12 protein-coding genes are annotated in these 17,155 nt (G+C 33.6%); 1 reads left to right on the forward strand and 11 read right to left on the reverse strand.

Annotated features, from left to right (window positions below; genetic code table 11):
* Positions 1-14 precede the first annotated feature (14 nt).
* Both addA and OCV48_RS04930 read right to left on the reverse strand, forming a co-directional pair.
* Positions 15-3,869, reverse strand: a complete 3,855-nt coding sequence (gene addA, locus OCV48_RS04925; RefSeq protein ID WP_147591296.1) for a helicase-exonuclease AddAB subunit AddA — start codon at positions 3,867-3,869, stop codon at positions 15-17.
* Positions 3,853-7,401, reverse strand: coding sequence for a PD-(D/E)XK nuclease family protein (locus tag OCV48_RS04930; RefSeq protein ID WP_147591297.1), 3,549 nt, complete (start codon positions 7,399-7,401; stop codon positions 3,853-3,855). Before OCV48_RS04930 ends, addA begins: the two co-directional genes overlap by 17 nt.
* A 451-nt stretch (positions 7,402-7,852) precedes the next feature.
* Here OCV48_RS04930 and OCV48_RS04935 point away from each other — a divergent pair, with 451 nt between their 5' ends.
* Positions 7,853-8,482, forward strand: coding sequence for a hypothetical protein (locus OCV48_RS04935; RefSeq protein WP_147591298.1), 630 nt, complete (start codon positions 7,853-7,855; stop codon positions 8,480-8,482).
* Positions 8,483-8,634: 152 nt separating this feature from the next.
* On the opposite strand, the gene OCV48_RS04940 is transcribed toward OCV48_RS04935, so the two are convergent.
* The 9 genes from OCV48_RS04940 to OCV48_RS04980 all read right to left on the reverse strand — a co-directional run bounded on the left by OCV48_RS04940 (position 8,635) and on the right by OCV48_RS04980 (position 16,865).
* Positions 8,635-9,546: an Abi family protein gene (locus OCV48_RS04940; protein ID WP_147591299.1), complete on the reverse strand. Its 912-nt coding sequence runs from the start codon at positions 9,544-9,546 to the stop codon at positions 8,635-8,637.
* A 167-nt stretch (positions 9,547-9,713) separates the two neighbouring features.
* A complete protein-coding gene (locus tag OCV48_RS04945; RefSeq protein ID WP_147591300.1) occupies positions 9,714-11,627 on the reverse strand; it encodes an NAD(+) synthase in 1,914 nt (637 codons plus the stop codon).
* Between the two features lie 178 nt (positions 11,628-11,805).
* On the reverse strand, positions 11,806-12,135 hold the full coding sequence (locus tag OCV48_RS04950) for a PqqD family protein (protein ID WP_021982157.1): 330 nt from the start codon (positions 12,133-12,135) through the stop codon (positions 11,806-11,808).
* 136 nt (positions 12,136-12,271) lie between these two features.
* The gene (locus OCV48_RS04955; protein WP_147591380.1) at positions 12,272-14,014 is read right to left on the reverse strand and encodes an OPT family oligopeptide transporter; all 1,743 of its coding nucleotides are present in this window, start codon (positions 14,012-14,014) and stop codon (positions 12,272-12,274) included.
* Between the two features lie 170 nt (positions 14,015-14,184).
* Positions 14,185-14,547, reverse strand: coding sequence for a stage V sporulation protein AE (spoVAE, locus tag OCV48_RS04960; protein ID WP_449495039.1), 363 nt, complete (start codon positions 14,545-14,547; stop codon positions 14,185-14,187).
* Between the two features lie 5 nt (positions 14,548-14,552).
* A complete protein-coding gene (locus OCV48_RS04965) occupies positions 14,553-15,581 on the reverse strand; it encodes a stage V sporulation protein AD (RefSeq protein ID WP_147591382.1) in 1,029 nt (342 codons plus the stop codon).
* 47 nt (positions 15,582-15,628) lie between these two features.
* Positions 15,629-16,087, reverse strand: a complete 459-nt coding sequence (locus OCV48_RS04970; RefSeq protein ID WP_021982152.1) for a SpoVA/SpoVAEb family sporulation membrane protein — start codon at positions 16,085-16,087, stop codon at positions 15,629-15,631.
* Between the two features lie 14 nt (positions 16,088-16,101).
* Entirely contained in the window at positions 16,102-16,521 is a 420-nt protein-coding gene (locus OCV48_RS04975; RefSeq protein WP_021982151.1) for a stage V sporulation protein AB, read from the reverse strand.
* 14 nt (positions 16,522-16,535) lie between these two features.
* A complete protein-coding gene (locus OCV48_RS04980) occupies positions 16,536-16,865 on the reverse strand; it encodes a hypothetical protein (protein ID WP_021982150.1) in 330 nt (109 codons plus the stop codon).
* Positions 16,866-17,155: the final 290 nt, after the last annotated feature.

Here is a 17,155-nt window from a genome sequence, read left to right on the forward strand (position 1 = left end):
TCTTTGTTCCTTTCTCACGTCTCAATTTCACCCGACAATTCAACCGAGTACAATATCTTCTCTTTCACTTTCATTCCTGTTATCTGTTCCACCGCCTGTTTATATAACTCAAGCTGCACGTAATAATGGTCTTTTAATTCTTGCAGTTTCTTTACCCTGTCGGTTTTATAATCAGCAATTACGACATTTCCATCTTCTATAAAGTAAACGTCAATAATACCCTGAATTAAAATAGTATCGCCATCTCCAGCTTTACTAATATCTTCCGGTTTTAGAAATATCTTTTCTTCTCTGACTTTTCTGGCAATTTCCTTGAATTCTTCGACTTTTGCCTCCGAGATTCCCATAACAAACTGTGCCTCTCTATATAGTTCACCTCGCAGATATGCTGCTTTCATACGTCTGCCAAGTGAAGAACCTGCGAATTTAATTATATCATCAACGTTTATGGCATTTTTCTCTTCTTCTGATAACCTGCCTGATTTTCTGATATTTTCAAGCATTTTCTCAATATTTTCCCTTGTAGGCTCTATATTAAAATCAAAAAGTTCAAATACAGTATGGTATGCCGTACCTCTTGCTGCACCTGTAAGTTTACTGCCTTTATCTATGAATTCAGGTACAACTGCACTTCTATTCTCACTTATTTCATCAAGTGATTTGAAGAGATTTTCTGCGCTTAAGCTTTCCTCTGTATCGTCTGCTTCTGCCTCGTAGCTTATTTTCTTAATCTCAGAAACGCTCATCTTCGCATTACTTTTAACTTCTTTCTCATATAAATATTTATAATTAATCTTCTTTTCTAATTCATCTCTTATGGTTTCTGAAAATACCTGCTCGGTAGGAAGATTCATCAAAGCCTCTGCGTTAACTTTTTCGTTGGCTTTATCTTTAATAATATTTTCAAAGATATTTCTGACTTCGACATATCTTACACTCACATTACTCTTTATGTTGAATTGTGGATTATTCATTGGAAGAGAATATTGCAGGTAATTTTTATAAATATCCGCAAATGCAATATTTCTCCCAAGTCCATATGATATCATATCCAAAAAGCTATTGAACTTAGCCACTACTCCATATCCCAGATACTCTTCTTTTTTCATCTTCTTAGCTGTCATCTTCTTAAGTTTGCTGTCATCAATCTTGCCGGCAGTAAATATTAATTTTTCTTTTGCTCTTGTACACGCAACATAGAAAAGACGAATTTCTTCTTCTATACAATCCAGCTGTATTCTTGTATTTATAGCTGTACGCATAATATTTTTTGTTTTAATTCGTGTATCTTCATCAATATATTCCATTCCTATTCCCATATCTGAATGTATTACCGATTTCATTCTGCTATCCATTAAATTGAACTTCTTTTGCATATTTGCAATGAATACAATTGGAAATTCCAGACCTTTACTCTTATGAATTGTCATAATTCGAACTGCATTATCGTTCTCTGAAATTATCGATGCTTCACCCATATCTATTTCATACTTATTCATTTTCTCAATATATCTGATAAAATTAAACAATCCTTTATAACTTCCACTTTCATATGTTGCCGCTTTCTCTTTTAACATATCTACATTAGCTTTTCTTCTTTCACCGGCAGGCATTGCCTTTACAAAATTATAATATCCGGTTCTTTCTAACATTTCACATAATAAATCGTATATAGACATATAAGTGATTTTCACTCGGAAATCATTAAGCATATCATTGAAATATTTTAATTTATCATACAATTCCGCCTTATACCATTCAGATTTTTCTAAAATCTTTTCATCTAAATAATTACATATATTTTCATAAAGATGCTTACCATTACCTCCACTAAGTCTTATAACAGCAAGCTCTTCATCATTTATACCTACAATTGGTGACTTTAATATTGCTGCTAACGGAATATCCTGTAATGGATTATCAATTATTTTAAGGTAATTTAATATCGTTTTTATCTCAGTGGTTTTAAAATATCCTGACTTAGATTCTAAATAACATGGAATTCCTGAACTCATAAGTTCATTATTGATAACTTCAGCAATTCCTGATGTACTTCTAAGTAAGATTACTATGTCAGAATATCTCGCAGGTCGGTATTGGGAGGTAACTTTATCGAAAACTATCATTCCTGTATCAGGATTAACAAGTTCTTCTATTCTTGCCGCTATTACTTTAGCTTCTAATTCATTGACCGTAGTAGGTATATCATCATCAGTCATACTTTCGCTATCAGTATCACTATTATATGATGACATATTTTCATACATTTCATCAACATCATCACTTATAAGAAATAATTCTGATTTATCATCTATCCTGTCTACATAATTCTTATCTTCACATTCACTAAATAATGCACCATAATTCAGCCGGTTTTCTTCGTCATAATTAATTCCACCTAACGACTCATTCATTATCTGCCTGAAAAAGAAGTTAGTACTTGTAAGTACACCTTCCCTGCTCCTGAAGTTCCTATCGAGAACTATCTTATAATTATTTGATTCTTTATTTTTACTATCATAGGTATTATATTTTTCAATAAATATATTAGGATTAGCCCCTCTGAAACCATAGATGCTCTGCTTTACATCACCAACCATAAATCTGTTATACACACCAAATCTCTCTTTGGATATACTTGAAAGAATTGTTTCCTGGACTATATTACTATCCTGATATTCATCAACCATAATTTCATCAAAACTCTGTGCAAGTTCGTCCGCTACAGCTGTTGGAATAACATTATCTCCTTCTTTTTTCACAAGTATATCAATTGCATAATGCTCAAAATCATTAAAGTCAATAACGTTTTTGTCACGTTTTTTCTCATTGAATTTACGAATAAATGACTTAGTAAGCCTCACATATATTTCAATTACCTTTTTACACTTTTTCATTTCTTCTAAAGCCTCTGACAGACTCTGGAAATAATATTTTTCTCTAATCTTCTTTAAAGTATCTTTTACTTCTTTTCTACGCTCCTGAACCATTTCTTTAAGTTCTGGTTCACATACATCTGCTCCACATCTTGGAAGTGTTTCAAATGTATAATTTAGTCGCACTCTTCTTACATCAAAATCCTCTTTCTCCATAATATTATGTATATCTTGTTTTTCTAATGACAATGTATGTTCATATATATATGGGCCTCCGTTTTTACATACTTTCAGCATTTCATCATATATTTCATCTATTTCACGTAACAGACCATTTGTATATGTTGTAATTAATTTTATATATTCACTATTTGCTAACTCTTCTACACTATTGCAATTATATCTGGCAATGCAATCATCTAACCACTCATCAGGCCATGGATAGTCTATAGCTTTTTTATAAAGTGATAATATCATCTTTTCTAAATATTCATCACTGTTTTTTGTCTCAAACTGGGCAACAAAATCTCTGAATTCTTCACTGTCTTCTTCATAGAATTCTTCTAATACCTCTTTGGCTACATCCGAACGCATTAATGCCATTTCACCCTCATCTGCAACTTTAACGCTTGGATCTAAATCCACCTCATTAAAATGTTCCTTAACAAGTCCAAGACAAAAACTGTGTATCGTTGTAATGTTAGCATTATTAATAAATGTCTGTTGTCTTTGTAAATGTACATTGTCCGGCTGTTTAGCAAGTTCATTTTCAATTGCTCTTAGAACTCTCTCTCTCATCTCGGCAGCCGCTGCGTTTGTAAATGTAACTACAAGTAACCGCTCTATATCAATCGGATTCTTTGTATCCATTATTCTTTTGATTATTCTTTCAACTAATACAGCTGTCTTACCAGAACCTGCTGCCGCTGAAACTAATATATTTCTATCCCTTGTATCTATTACTTTCTGCTGTTCATTAGTCCATTTCGCCATCTTTTACACCTCCTTCTGTATCTTCGTTTTCTAAATGCACTTCACGTCTTAGCATTTTCCAGACTTCTTCGTCTTTCTTTTTTATTAATTTACGATATTCATATCCACTGATTTTACCGTCAAATCCACATATATCATTATATTCGCAATAAGCACATGGTGTTTTTCCATTAGACATTCCGCTACCCGGACTTATTTTAATATATGGATTAACATCTATACATCCATCAATTATCTGATGTCCTAATTCACCGATTTTATTATGAACAAATGTCATTAACTTTTCCATGTCATATGATGTAAGAACTGACGATTTTGAACTAAATCCACCTTTTTTATTATATCCCACAGGAATATATAATGATTCTCCACCTTTTTCTATATAATTTTCAATATCTCTATCCAATGATTTTAAAATAGTTTTATTATTAATGAAGCCATTCACTTTCTGGCTATCTAATACCATACTCTGGGCACATTTTTGTATTCTTTCTTCCTTCTCTTCACTTTTTGCCTTTATTACATCTGGAATGTTTAATATCTTATCTCTGTCAATTACCGGATTATCTATATTATAATAGAACAAAGCTGCCGGAACTATATTTTTACCCGGATATTTCTTCTTTGCAAATTCTATTGCAGCCTCCATATATAAAACTAATTGTAATTGCAAACCATTGTATATATCATTGATTTCTAATTTCTTATTACCTGATTTATAATCCACAATCTTTATATATACAGAATCGCCATCATTATAATAGTCTACTCGGTCAATTATACCTTTAATGTCCATTGTCGTTCCATCTTCATATTCATATTTCATTGCATCTGCACCATATTTAGATGAAAATCTAAGTTCAAAATCCTCTGGTATAAAATCTCCAGCCATAACCTGCTTTTGTAATATCCATGCAGTTTTTTCAGCCATTTTTCTGATTCTGTTAACTATAAATCTGTTTCTGGCGCTATCCTCAAATACTCCGGTCCCATTTTTCTTAACTGCTTCATCAACACTTTCGTTAATAAGCTCATTTCTTCGGTTATCATCAATATCTTTCCACGACAGTTTCTCATCTCTTATTTTCTTTGAAAATAATTCTATTGTACTATGGTAAATACTTCCTATATCTGCACTATTTACTTCGAATTCACGTCTTGGCTGCAGATTTAGTCCATAATTCATAAAATGCTCATATGCACAGGCTGCAAATTTCTCGAGCCTTGATACAGAATTCGTTAATTTCTCACCATATATACATTTCGCAATTGCCTTATCTAATTTCGTTGGAGAGCTTTCATAAATTGCCGCTCTTACCAGTTCTTCCGGTTTTACATCATATCTTTCGCAAATTGAATATAATTCCCTGAAAAATGCTTCATCTTCATTATCATATTCTTCTCTTAGATACCCACCAATTAATTCCGCAAGATATGATTTAGCTGACTTTATATTTGTGATTTTATCTGCAATATTACTACATTTTATATTATCTTCATCATATATTTTTATGCCTTTAAACATATGCATTATTGTATTAATCAGATATGACGGTCTTTCTGACTTGCCATCTCCATTTGTTTTCTTAAATGATATATAAAGTTTTTCACTCATTTTCGTAAGCATCAGGTATAAATAATATTTCTGTATAAATACATTCTCCCTTGCACCTGGTGATAATTCGATATCATTTTCTTCAAGGAAACTGCGTTCTCCCTGCGTAAGCACTCCACCTTTTACCTCGCTCTTCGGAATTAAGCCGTCATTTACGCCTAGGAAGAACAATGCCTTAACATTATTTAATCTTGTTCTCTCTATATCTCCGACTACGACTCTGTCTAAGGTTGTTGGAATTATTCCGACTTTGATATCCTCAAAGCCTGAATCTAAGATAGCGGCTAATTCTTTGGCGTTAACCATTTCATCACCAATTAAGAATACTGTTTTATCGAAAAGTTTCATTACTTTTTCATATGTCTGGGCATACTCTTTAGCCATCGAAAGATTATTATTTTCTCTAAAATATCTCTCCATGGCTGCTAATTTACCGTCCATATTAAGTCTTACCACAAATTCATAAAGTGCTGTAACCGCTTCTCTTACCGTAATTCTGGTGTTCTTCTTAAATGCCTTATATAAATTATCTGTATCATCTATGAATTTCTGTCTTGCTATGTTAATATCTTCGTCAATCTCTTCATTTGCACTCACAAATTCATTAGAATATCTCTTATACCCTCTTATTCCATAACGAATTACATAATTCTCTAGTTTATCTATCTCTTTTCGCTCTAATGATGACATACCGCATTTAAGAAGTCGGAATACTGACTCATATGAATATCCCTCTGAAATGATTTCTAAAACTGCTCTCAGACTTTCCACCATTGGATTGGCAATCACACTTCTTTTATAATCAATAAAGCAAGGAACATCATGTTTTTGGAACACTTCTGTTATTACTCTGTGGTATGTAGAAATATCCGCAGTAACCACAGCTATATCCTTATATCTATAGCCTTTTGTATTAACTAATTCTTTAATATTATATGCCACATAATCTGCTTCCGTTTCTGCATTTGCACAGACATGAACACTTATACGTTCACTATCCTTAACCTCAAATGGCTTCTTGCCATATAAGAATATATTTTCTTCTAAATATCTGAACTCACTACATTCTTTAAACCTGTAATTCTCTTTAAGTATAATGTCGCTATATATTTCAACATTTTCATCACTGGCAATTCTCTTTAATTTATTGACTGTCTTAACAGTAATTCCAAATGTATCTAATCCGTCACCAGCTTTTGCATAATCGATTTCATCAGCATCTCTTACTGTAAGTGCAACATTTATGTCACCGGCATATTTTAATAACATTCTTATAACTTCGTACTGGACAGGCGAGAAACCTGTATATTCATCAAATGTTATATAGCTGTTTTTAACTATTTCAGATTCAGGAATAAGTTCGCATACTCTTCTAAGTATCTCTTCATTCATTATGAATTTATCTTCAAGATATTTCTTTAATTCTACCATTATAAGTCTTATATCCTCAAGTTTTGCATATAATAATGGCTTCTTAGTGCTTTTAACAAGCATCTCATCTAGTTCTTTCTCGCCTATTCCATATTGGTAAAGTTCTGACACAAGTGATTTCATTTCATCAATGAAACCTGACATCTTCACTTTTGAACCGAATACCGTAAGCCTGTTCTTGTTTTCTTCTATTATCTTCCTGATAATAAGACATTTTCCGGTATCATCTAACACTTCTAGTGTATTCATTCCTGCCTCATCGAATATTCTCTTAGCAAGTCTGTCAAAACTTAAAATATCTATATCCATTGTTCCATGTCCCGGTGACAATTCTACTATGATTTTCTGTGTCTCCATAGTAAACTGTTCCGGCACAACAGCTAAATATTTTCTATCTTTATCTATACTGCTTTTCTGCAGCATATCATTGTAAATTTTCGTAGTTTTACCTGTTCCACTACTTCCTAAAATAAGTTGTAATCCCATAAGTTCTCCTATTTATAATATCTGCCTATCATTACTGCCGCTGTTCCTGTCAGATTTCGCTTCGCTCTCTCTGACTGATGGGCTTTCGCCCTATCACATTCCGTTATGTCATTTTAGCTCGCGAATTCGTGCTTTCGCACTTTTTCACTTGCTTCGCAAGTGATTCGCTCGCTAATGGCGTAAGAAAAACAAATGTCTGCTTCGCAGCCGCTTGTTTTTCTCACTATCTCTACTTTCGCTGTGCCTGTCAGATTTCGCTTCGCTCTCTCTGACTGACGGGCTCTCGCCCTATCACCTCATAAAAATATAAATTATATTCTGCAAGCAGATATATTTTATATTTTTATGAGGTGGCACAGCTCAATGCTAAATCATATTATAACATATTTCTGGTATATTATCATAGGTTTGATAATATATTAGAATATAATTTATTCGGGAGAAATAATATATGAGTAACAATCCTCACATTGTCGTTTTTAAATTAAAAGAACTAATATATACAGGCATTTTTGTTGTACTTGGTATTCTTCTGATTGTTCTATTTATTAATATGTTTAAATCGGATAAGAAGAAGCCATCTGCATCTTCAGGCGAAGTAAATGCTGCTAACAATGATGTTTCTAAAAGAGAAAGTAATTCTTCTGAATTAACGGATAGTGCAAATGCCACCAAAAATCAGGACACTCAAGGTAATACTGATTTAGCTAATTCTACTAACATTTCCGGTTCATCTGAAACGCAAAATACTTCTGATAATTCTAACTCTAAAAATACTGCATCTGATAGTGAAACTACTTATAATCCCGGTGTGTATACATCTTCACTTATGCTTAACAACAGTTCTTTAGAAATTGAAGTATGTGTGGACTCGCACCGAATCAATTCGATATCTGTGAAAAATATGGACGAAGCAATTACTACTATGTATCCGCTTATGAAGAATTCGATTAACGATTTATCTAACCAGATTATTAATTCACAGTCACTTGAAAATATAACCTATACAGACGATTGCAAATATACATATATGATTCTCTTAGATGCTATTAGTACAACACTTGATAAGGCACGTAAATAAGGCTGAAAAGGGCAAAATATTTTATACGCATTTAAAATTTAAAGACCAATCAGAATTTCTCTAATTGGTCTTTAATCTACAAGTTACCTTGTAGTGTGTCCTGATATGTTACGCATCACAATGATAGGCTCATCAGGAACTATACTCTTATTTTATGTATTATTTTCACTATTTATTCCTAATATTTGCTTCCAATCATTAGGAAAACCATAAAAGTCTAATCTTACAAAAGGATATTTCTTTTCTAAATTAATAAGCCTTAACATAAATGTTTCCCAAACATTTTTATCTGCTATCATTTTCTTTATAACAATGATGTATGCAAATAATTGTTTATTTGCTTTATTTGTTGAAATTCCTCTCGTTTCAAATATTTGCTTATCATCTTTCCCTAATCTTAGTGCAAATGGAAGTTTTCTATTAAATAACCTTCCACGATGCGCACATATATTTCTTAAAATTGTACACCCCTGTAACCAATTACCAATATATTTATCATTTATTTTTCCATAATTATTTCTGCAAATCTCTTTTCTTACTTCCAACGTCAAATTTTTAAATAGTCTTGATAATGTACCTAATGTCAATAATTCAACTAATACCCAAATAGGAAATTTTCCATCATACATCTCATAATGATGTTTTACAAAAACCTCTTTATTACCATATTCATTAATAGCTTTTTTATAATCATTTTCAAATGAATGGAATCTATCTATATCTTCAAATGATGATTCATTATAGTATCCCAAAGCTCCATATGCTTTCCCGTGATAATATCCGATATATGTACGCATTGATACCTCTATACTTTCAAGCAAATACATTAATATTGCTCTTAATTCCATATCAAAATTATAAATTTGAATTATATCAGAAAAATGTACATTTGAATTAAAATTATTATTTTTTCGAAGTGTAAGTGAATACGCACTTAATCTGTAGTAATTCAAATTGGATAAAGTATTTTTAGCCCTTTCCTCATCATCAATTATTAATCCTCTATTTCTTAATATTGAAATCTGTTCTTCAATTGTCTTAAACTCTTTTACCTGTTGTATCATTTATTCCTCCATATATACAAAAGTCCCACCGTGTTACGCATATAGTAATACTACATAGGCTTGGTGGGATCTATTAATTATAATATAACTTTTCTTACATATTTTGTCAAGGTATTTACTTACATAATCATCATATTTTCCTACATTCTCTTATTAAATTTCCCCTATTAAATCTCCTCTAATTCCTTAAGCCAGATAGTCGCACACGCATCACTTGGCATTCTCAAATCTCCTCTTGGTGAAACAGCCACTGTACCGACTTTTGGTCCATCAGGCAGGCACGAACGTTTAAACTGCTGTGCAAAGAATCTTCTATAGAATGTCTTTAACCATTTAAGAATTGTTTCATCATCATATATTCCCTCAAATGCATTTCTTGCAAGATAATAAATCTTCTTTGGTGTATAGCCTAATCTCAACATATAGTACATAAAGAAATCATGTAATTCATATGGTCCTACAAGGTCCTCTGTCTTTTGCGCAATTTCTCCGTTGTCCTGTGTTGGTAATAATTCAGGACTTACCGGAGTATCTAATACGTCCATTAACACTTTATTAAGTTCTATGTCATCACAAGTGTCTGCATAATATCTTACAAGATGTCTTACTAAGGTCTTAGGTATTGAAGCATTAACGCCATACATTGACATATGGTCTCCATTATATGTTGCCCATCCTAACGCAAGCTCTGATAAATCACCCGTTCCAACTACAAAACCATTATATTGATTTGCAAGATTCATAAGATACAATGTTCTCTGTCTGGCCTGTACATTTTCATAAGTTACATCATGAATACTGCTGTCGTGTCCTATTGCTTTAAAATGTTCATTTGCTGCATCAGAAATATTGATTTCTATAAATGTTGTTCCTAATTTCTCAATCATTTTAAGTGCATTATCATATGTTCTGTCAGTCGTACCAAAGCCCGGCATCGTAACTGCTACAATTCCTTTTCTGTCTCTTCCTAACATGTCAAATGCCCTGACAGTTACTAATAGCGCCAGCGTAGAATCTAAACCGCCTGAGATACCTATAACAGCCGATTTTGCATTAGTATGCTCTAGTCTCTTCTTAAGTCCCATTGCCTGAATTGTAAGAATTTCCTCACATCTTTCATTACGCTTTGCAATATCTCCGGGAACAAATGGCATATTATTAATCTTAGCGGATAATTCATTATTATCCATATTCATTTCAAATGTAACAACTGTATAATCTTCTTCATCTTTACTGTCGTATGTAGTCATTTTTCTGCGTTCATTCTTAATTCTGTCTAAATCAATATCACCATACACAGTCTGATTAATAAAACGCTTTGCTTCAGCAAGCATTCTTCCATTCTCTGCTATCATATTGTGAGCTGAGTACACCAGGTCTGTAGATGATTCACCCTCTCCTGCATCTGCATATATATAACCACATATGAGTCTGGCTGACTGCCCCGCTACCAAATCTCTTCTATATATAGATTTTCCTGTAACTTCATCACTTGCTGAAAGATTGGCAATTATTGTGGCGCCTGCCATGGTATGTCTGATACTTGGTGGATTTGGAACCCATAAGTCCTCACATATTTCTACACCGATTACCATATCTGGTCTGTTCTCACATTTGAATAAAATATTCATTCCCATTGGAACTTTCTGACCTGCAAAATCTACTGTTACAACCTTTTCAAAACCTTTTGTAAAATGTCTTGCTTCATAGAATTCTGAATAATTTGGCAAATGCTTTTTAGTAACCACACCTAATACCTTACCTTTATGAAGCACAACTCCGACATTATATAACTTGCCATTATGTTCATATGGAATACCAATCATAATTAACATATCATAATCTTTTGAATATCTAGCAATCTCAATGGTCTTTTCTTTTACTTTCTCAAGCATCAATGACTGCCAGAACAGGTCACTACAAGTATATCCCGTAAGACATAATTCTGGAAATACAAGCACTTTTGCACCATTTTTAGCCGCCTCATCAATCTGGTTACAGATAAGTTCTGTATTACAATCTACATCTGCTACTTTTATTTTAGGAGTCGCTGCCGCAACTTTTATAAAACCATAATCCATTTTGCCATCTTCCTTTCAGACTTTATTAGAGAACATTCTAACACAAAAAACCAGGCAAGTCCATATAGACCTACCCTGATTTATTAACCACATATTCATATTGTCTTACCTTTTAACATTCTTATTTATATAAAATATATATCATATTTTTCTCTTTACTTACCACTTTTTTTACAACTTATTTATTAAATTCAATTAAGTTATTGGTTCTAAGCATTTCAAAAAACATCACAGTTCTTTTAGTTACAAGCACCCTTTCCTCCTCAAAAGTTTCAACAATATTATCGATTATATCCTGTATGGTATTTACACCGTCTATCTGCTGCCACACAAAACTGCCGTAACGGTCTAATTCTATTTCTTTTTCAGGCTCTTTATTAAGATATTTTATTGCAAATGCATTAACTATACCTTTATTTCGAACCTTAATTATTACCTTATTTGTCCAATCAAATTCCCATGTATTTTCACTATTTATAATAGGAATTAAGTCAATATAATTTTTCACACTACCTCCAATCCGCAGGCACATTGTGCCGGAGGTATCGCGAGCAAAATTTCAGATTTTGCTCTGTGATAGAAAATAAATGTGGCGCCTGCGACACATTTATCTGTGTGAAAAAATATCGCATCGGCGTATTTTTTCACACTACCTCCAATATAGCCAGAATTATTCCAACAAGCCCCTCTCCTGCAATCATTCCCGAAGAAACTAATATTCCTTTTTCTGACACTTTATCTGCAAATTTATCTATTAAGAATCTCACGACTCCACCAAGCATAATTCCCGCACTCAGATATATCGGAAGATACATTCCTACAGCAAACGGTAGTGCTGGAACTCCCATAATTTCTACAGCTATTGCAACAGCTGCACCAATCATTATAAGATTCCATGGAAGATTTCCCTCCATAACACCCTCAACAACTATTTTCATCAATGTCGCCTGTGGCGCAGGTAATTCACTTGAACCAAAGCCCCATGCATTATTTAACAGATATAAGACACCACTTATGGCTAACGAAGAGGCCACTACACCTATTATCTCGCCTATCTGCTGCTTCATAGGTGTTGCACCTAATATATAGCCTGTTTTCAAATCCTGTGACGTATCGCCCGATATAGCTGCTACTATACAGATTACAGAGCCGACTACTATTGTACCTGTAAGTGCATTATTAGTTTTTATTCCTGATGAACTAAGTATTACACCTGTAATAATAAGTGTTGCAATTGCCATTCCTGATACCGGATTATTACTGCTTCCTACAAGTCCAACCATTCTAGATGATACTGTTGCAAAAAAGAAACCAAATATAACTATCAGAATTGCTCCCGGAAAATTAATTGGAAATATCGGACTCAGCCATAGAAATAATACAATTACCACAATGCCCGTCCAGATAAGTTTATTATCAATATTTTTATTCAAACGTGTTACATTCTCTTCATTTTCTCCCTTTCTTCTTAATGTCTTAGAAAATGATGAAAATATAATAGGCAGCGTCTTAACAAGACTTATTATTCCAGCTGTTGCCACCGCACCTGCACCAATGTATCTTATATAATTACTCCATAATTCACCAGAACTCATAAGATTAATAGCTTTATCTCCTGGAAACATTATAATATTGTCTCCAAACATATTAATAAGAGGCATCAATCCTATCCACGAAATTAGTCCACCCGCAAACATATATCCTGCTATCTTTGGTCCACAGATATATCCAACAGATAAAAGTGCCGGAAGAATATCTATTCCTATTGCCGCACCTTTAAGTCTTTTTATATCATAATGTACTTCACTGCTAAATAGCTTTAAGCCATCTGCCATAAATTTATAAATAGCTGCGATTCCTAAGCCTGCAAATACCAGATTTGCATCTGATTTATTATTTTCACCGGCCATTAACACCTTAGCACACGCGGTTCCCTCTGGATAAGGCAGTTTATAATGTTCTTTTACAATTAATACTTTTCTCAATGGAATCATAAATAATATTCCTAATATACTTGCCGCACCACAAATCAAAGTTATCTCGGCATACTTCGGATAGTCTGCCTTACCCTCGTTAAACCACATAAATAACACCGGAAGTGTAAATATCGCACCTGCTGCCACCGATTCTCCTGCTGAACCAATCGTCTGCACAATATTATTTTCAAGAATGGAATTTCTCTTTAATATTATTCTTATAATTCCCATCGATACAACTGCCGCTGGAATAGATGCCGATACTGTCATTCCTACTCTTAACCCTAAGTAAGCATTTGCGCCTCCAAAAATCACAGCAAGTATTATTCCTAAAATAACTGATGTTATACTGAGCTCAGACATAACCTTATCTGCTGGAATATATGGTTTAAATTCTTTATTATCTTCTATATTTTTCACACTGCCTCTCCTTTTCTGAGCGATTTATTGCGAAGAAGCAGTCAGAAATTCGCAACGGCGATTTCTGACTTGCCATAAAAGCTATTTGCTTTCACTCCAAATCAAATAGCTGTGTGAAAAATCGACATATCAATTCGATTTTTCACACCATCTCCATTTCATTAACCCTGCATTTTAGATTTGAATATAAGTGATGCAATAAAGCCCGCAATTAAAGCGCCTGATATCCCCACAGCACTCGCCTTAAAGCCACCCATAAATACACCTAATAATCCATGCTCATCAACTGCTTCTTTTACACCTTTAAACAATGTATTACCAAAACCGAGCAAAGGTACACTTGCACCTGCTCCTGCAAAATCTATAAATGACTGATATATTCCAATAGCACCCAGAATACTTCCAAGCACAACCAGGCCAACCATTATTCTTCCCGGAGTAAGTTTTGTTTTATCTATAAATATCTGCACAACTGCACAGATTATTCCTCCAATTATAAATGCTTTAATTACATCCACCACCATTGACATTACTCCACCTCCACATTTTGAATAATTACACCATGTGCAATTCCCGGTACTGTCTGTCCCTCATTAAAACTGACTGTCGATAGTAATGCACCTGTTGGTACAAATAGCACTTTTTTCCAAACTCCTGTTTTAATATTATTAAGTATATAACCACACAATACAGAGGCCGAACAGCCACAACCACTTCCACCTGCGTGTGTATCCTGTTTCTCGCTGTCAAATATCTCTATTCCGCAATCCATATGATTTTCACTAATATCAATTCCCTTTTCCTTAAGAAGCGAAATAAGGATTGTCTGACCTATATATCCTAAGTCTCCTGTAATTATTTTATCGTACTCATCAGGTCTGTAATTGAAATCTTTGAGATTATTCTCGATAACGTCGGCTGCTGCTGGAGCCATACATGCTCCCATATTCATTGAATCTCTTACACCATAATCAATAATTTTACCTGTTGTAACACCCTTTATTGCTGCCTTTGCCATTGTACAATCTACTTTTTTCCTATCTACAATTGTAACCGCACCACATCCTGTTACTGTCCAGGTTGCAGAATATGGTCGCTGGTTACCATATTCTAATGGAAATCTAAATGTTTTTTCAGCACTTGCAAAATGACTTGATGCCAACGCAATTATCTTATCAGCATAACCGCCTGCAACTGTCATTGCTCCAAGACTTATCGCTTCACCCATTGTAGAACATGCACCATACAGTCCGAAAAGTGGAATTTCAAAATTCATTAATCCAAATGTTGATGCAATTAGCTGTCCCATTAAATCACCTGCAAAGATATATCTTATATCCTTTTTATCAAGTGATGATTTTGCCATAAGTAATTTAACAGTTTTCTCCTGCAATGCACTTTCAGCCTTTTCCCATGTATCGCAGCCAAACATATCATCACTGACAAATGTATCAAACGTATCTTTCAAAGGACCTTCGCCCTCTTTACTGCCACAGATACACGCACTTTCCATAATATATGGCATCTCTGCAAATTCAATACTCTGCATCCCTTTCATCTGATTAACCCTGCCACTCAATCTATTTACCTCCTTTATCCATTTTATTAAAATAATGTAGTTATCCAGTAGATAATACCTAACAGCCAACTGCTTAAAGTTCCATATAGAATAACCGGACCTGCAATTGTAAATATCTTGCAGCCTAATCCCATTACCATTCCCTCGGCCCTAAACTCTATTGCGGGAGCAGCTACAGAATTAGCAAATCCCGTTATTGGTACAAGTGCTCCTGCTCCACCTAATTTACCAATCTTCGGATAAATATTTAATCCTGTCAGAAATGCTGATAAAAAAATCAATATCAATAAAGTAATACTGTTAGCGTGTTCTTCTCCAACACCATAATTTTTTAATATATCACCTATCATTTGTCCGATTGAACATATTATTCCACCGACAATGAAAGCCCATAACATATCTATCCACATATTATTTTCTTTTGTAACAGATTTAACGAACTCATTATATTTTTTACTCAATTCCTTATCGTCTTTTACCTGCATCTTTACCTCCATTTCTAATCAATTGCAAAATATATTATATTTCCAATAAATTTACCTACTGCAACAGCAAGCAGAACATATTTCGTATGATTTCTTATATTAAATTTTCTAAAAATAATTGTAGACACATCTAATGCCTCTGCTAATGATAATGCAAGGCATCCAACAAAAATCCCAAAAAACATACCTATTATACCTAGGATTATGACATTTAATATCCATAATGACGCTAAGCCAATTCTATAAATATAAATGAAATTTGCAAGTGTAGTTCCTATAAAAACGCAATATTCATATACCCTGACTTTATCCTGTGTCTTTGTTCTCCATGCAAGTCTTGTTATGACACCTAAGGAAGTCAGTAATCCACATACACCGCTTGCAACAATATTTCCCATACATAAACCCCAGAAAGCTAAAAGTAGTGTTCGCATTTTATATCCCTTCTCTAACTTTTTTTCTTACTCTGTAAATAAGTCTGAACATCATCATCATATTGCTGCATTTTAAGTTCTATCGGAGTAGGCTCACTATTTTTCTTCTTTTTATTAAAACAATTAAAAAATACGGTTATTCCAATGGCTATTCCTATTCCATATGTTAATTCCAATATACCAAAACCTGTATGTTCCCTGCCCTCTACCAATTTATATATCTTTTGAAACAAATCACCTACTCCTACGTCCTCATTAAATGACATAATCGCAAAAGCAGAACCAAATAATACAATAATACATATCAGAACCGTTTTTGTGTTCTCTTTAAAACTAGAATTCATATTATTTCACTATCTCCATTCCATTTTTCTTAATTAATATTTTGTATCATTTTCTATAAATTATACTAATAATCCCACAGGAAGTAATTTTTAGAATAAAGAATGTCGCTTGTGACATTCTCCGCCTGTGGCGGATTGCTATAGCAACATTTTCTGCTCCGCCACTGTGCGATCCTCGCGGAGCGTTTTTTACTTACCAGGACAATTTCAACGAATTTTCCTGGTAAGCAAAAAAAGAAGTCTTTGCAAATCAAAACATAATCCACTGTCCCGGATAGTTTTATTGCAAA

Source organism: Bovifimicola ammoniilytica, from assembly GCF_025567085.1.
GTDB lineage: Bacteria > Bacillota > Clostridia > Lachnospirales > Lachnospiraceae > Bovifimicola > Bovifimicola ammoniilytica.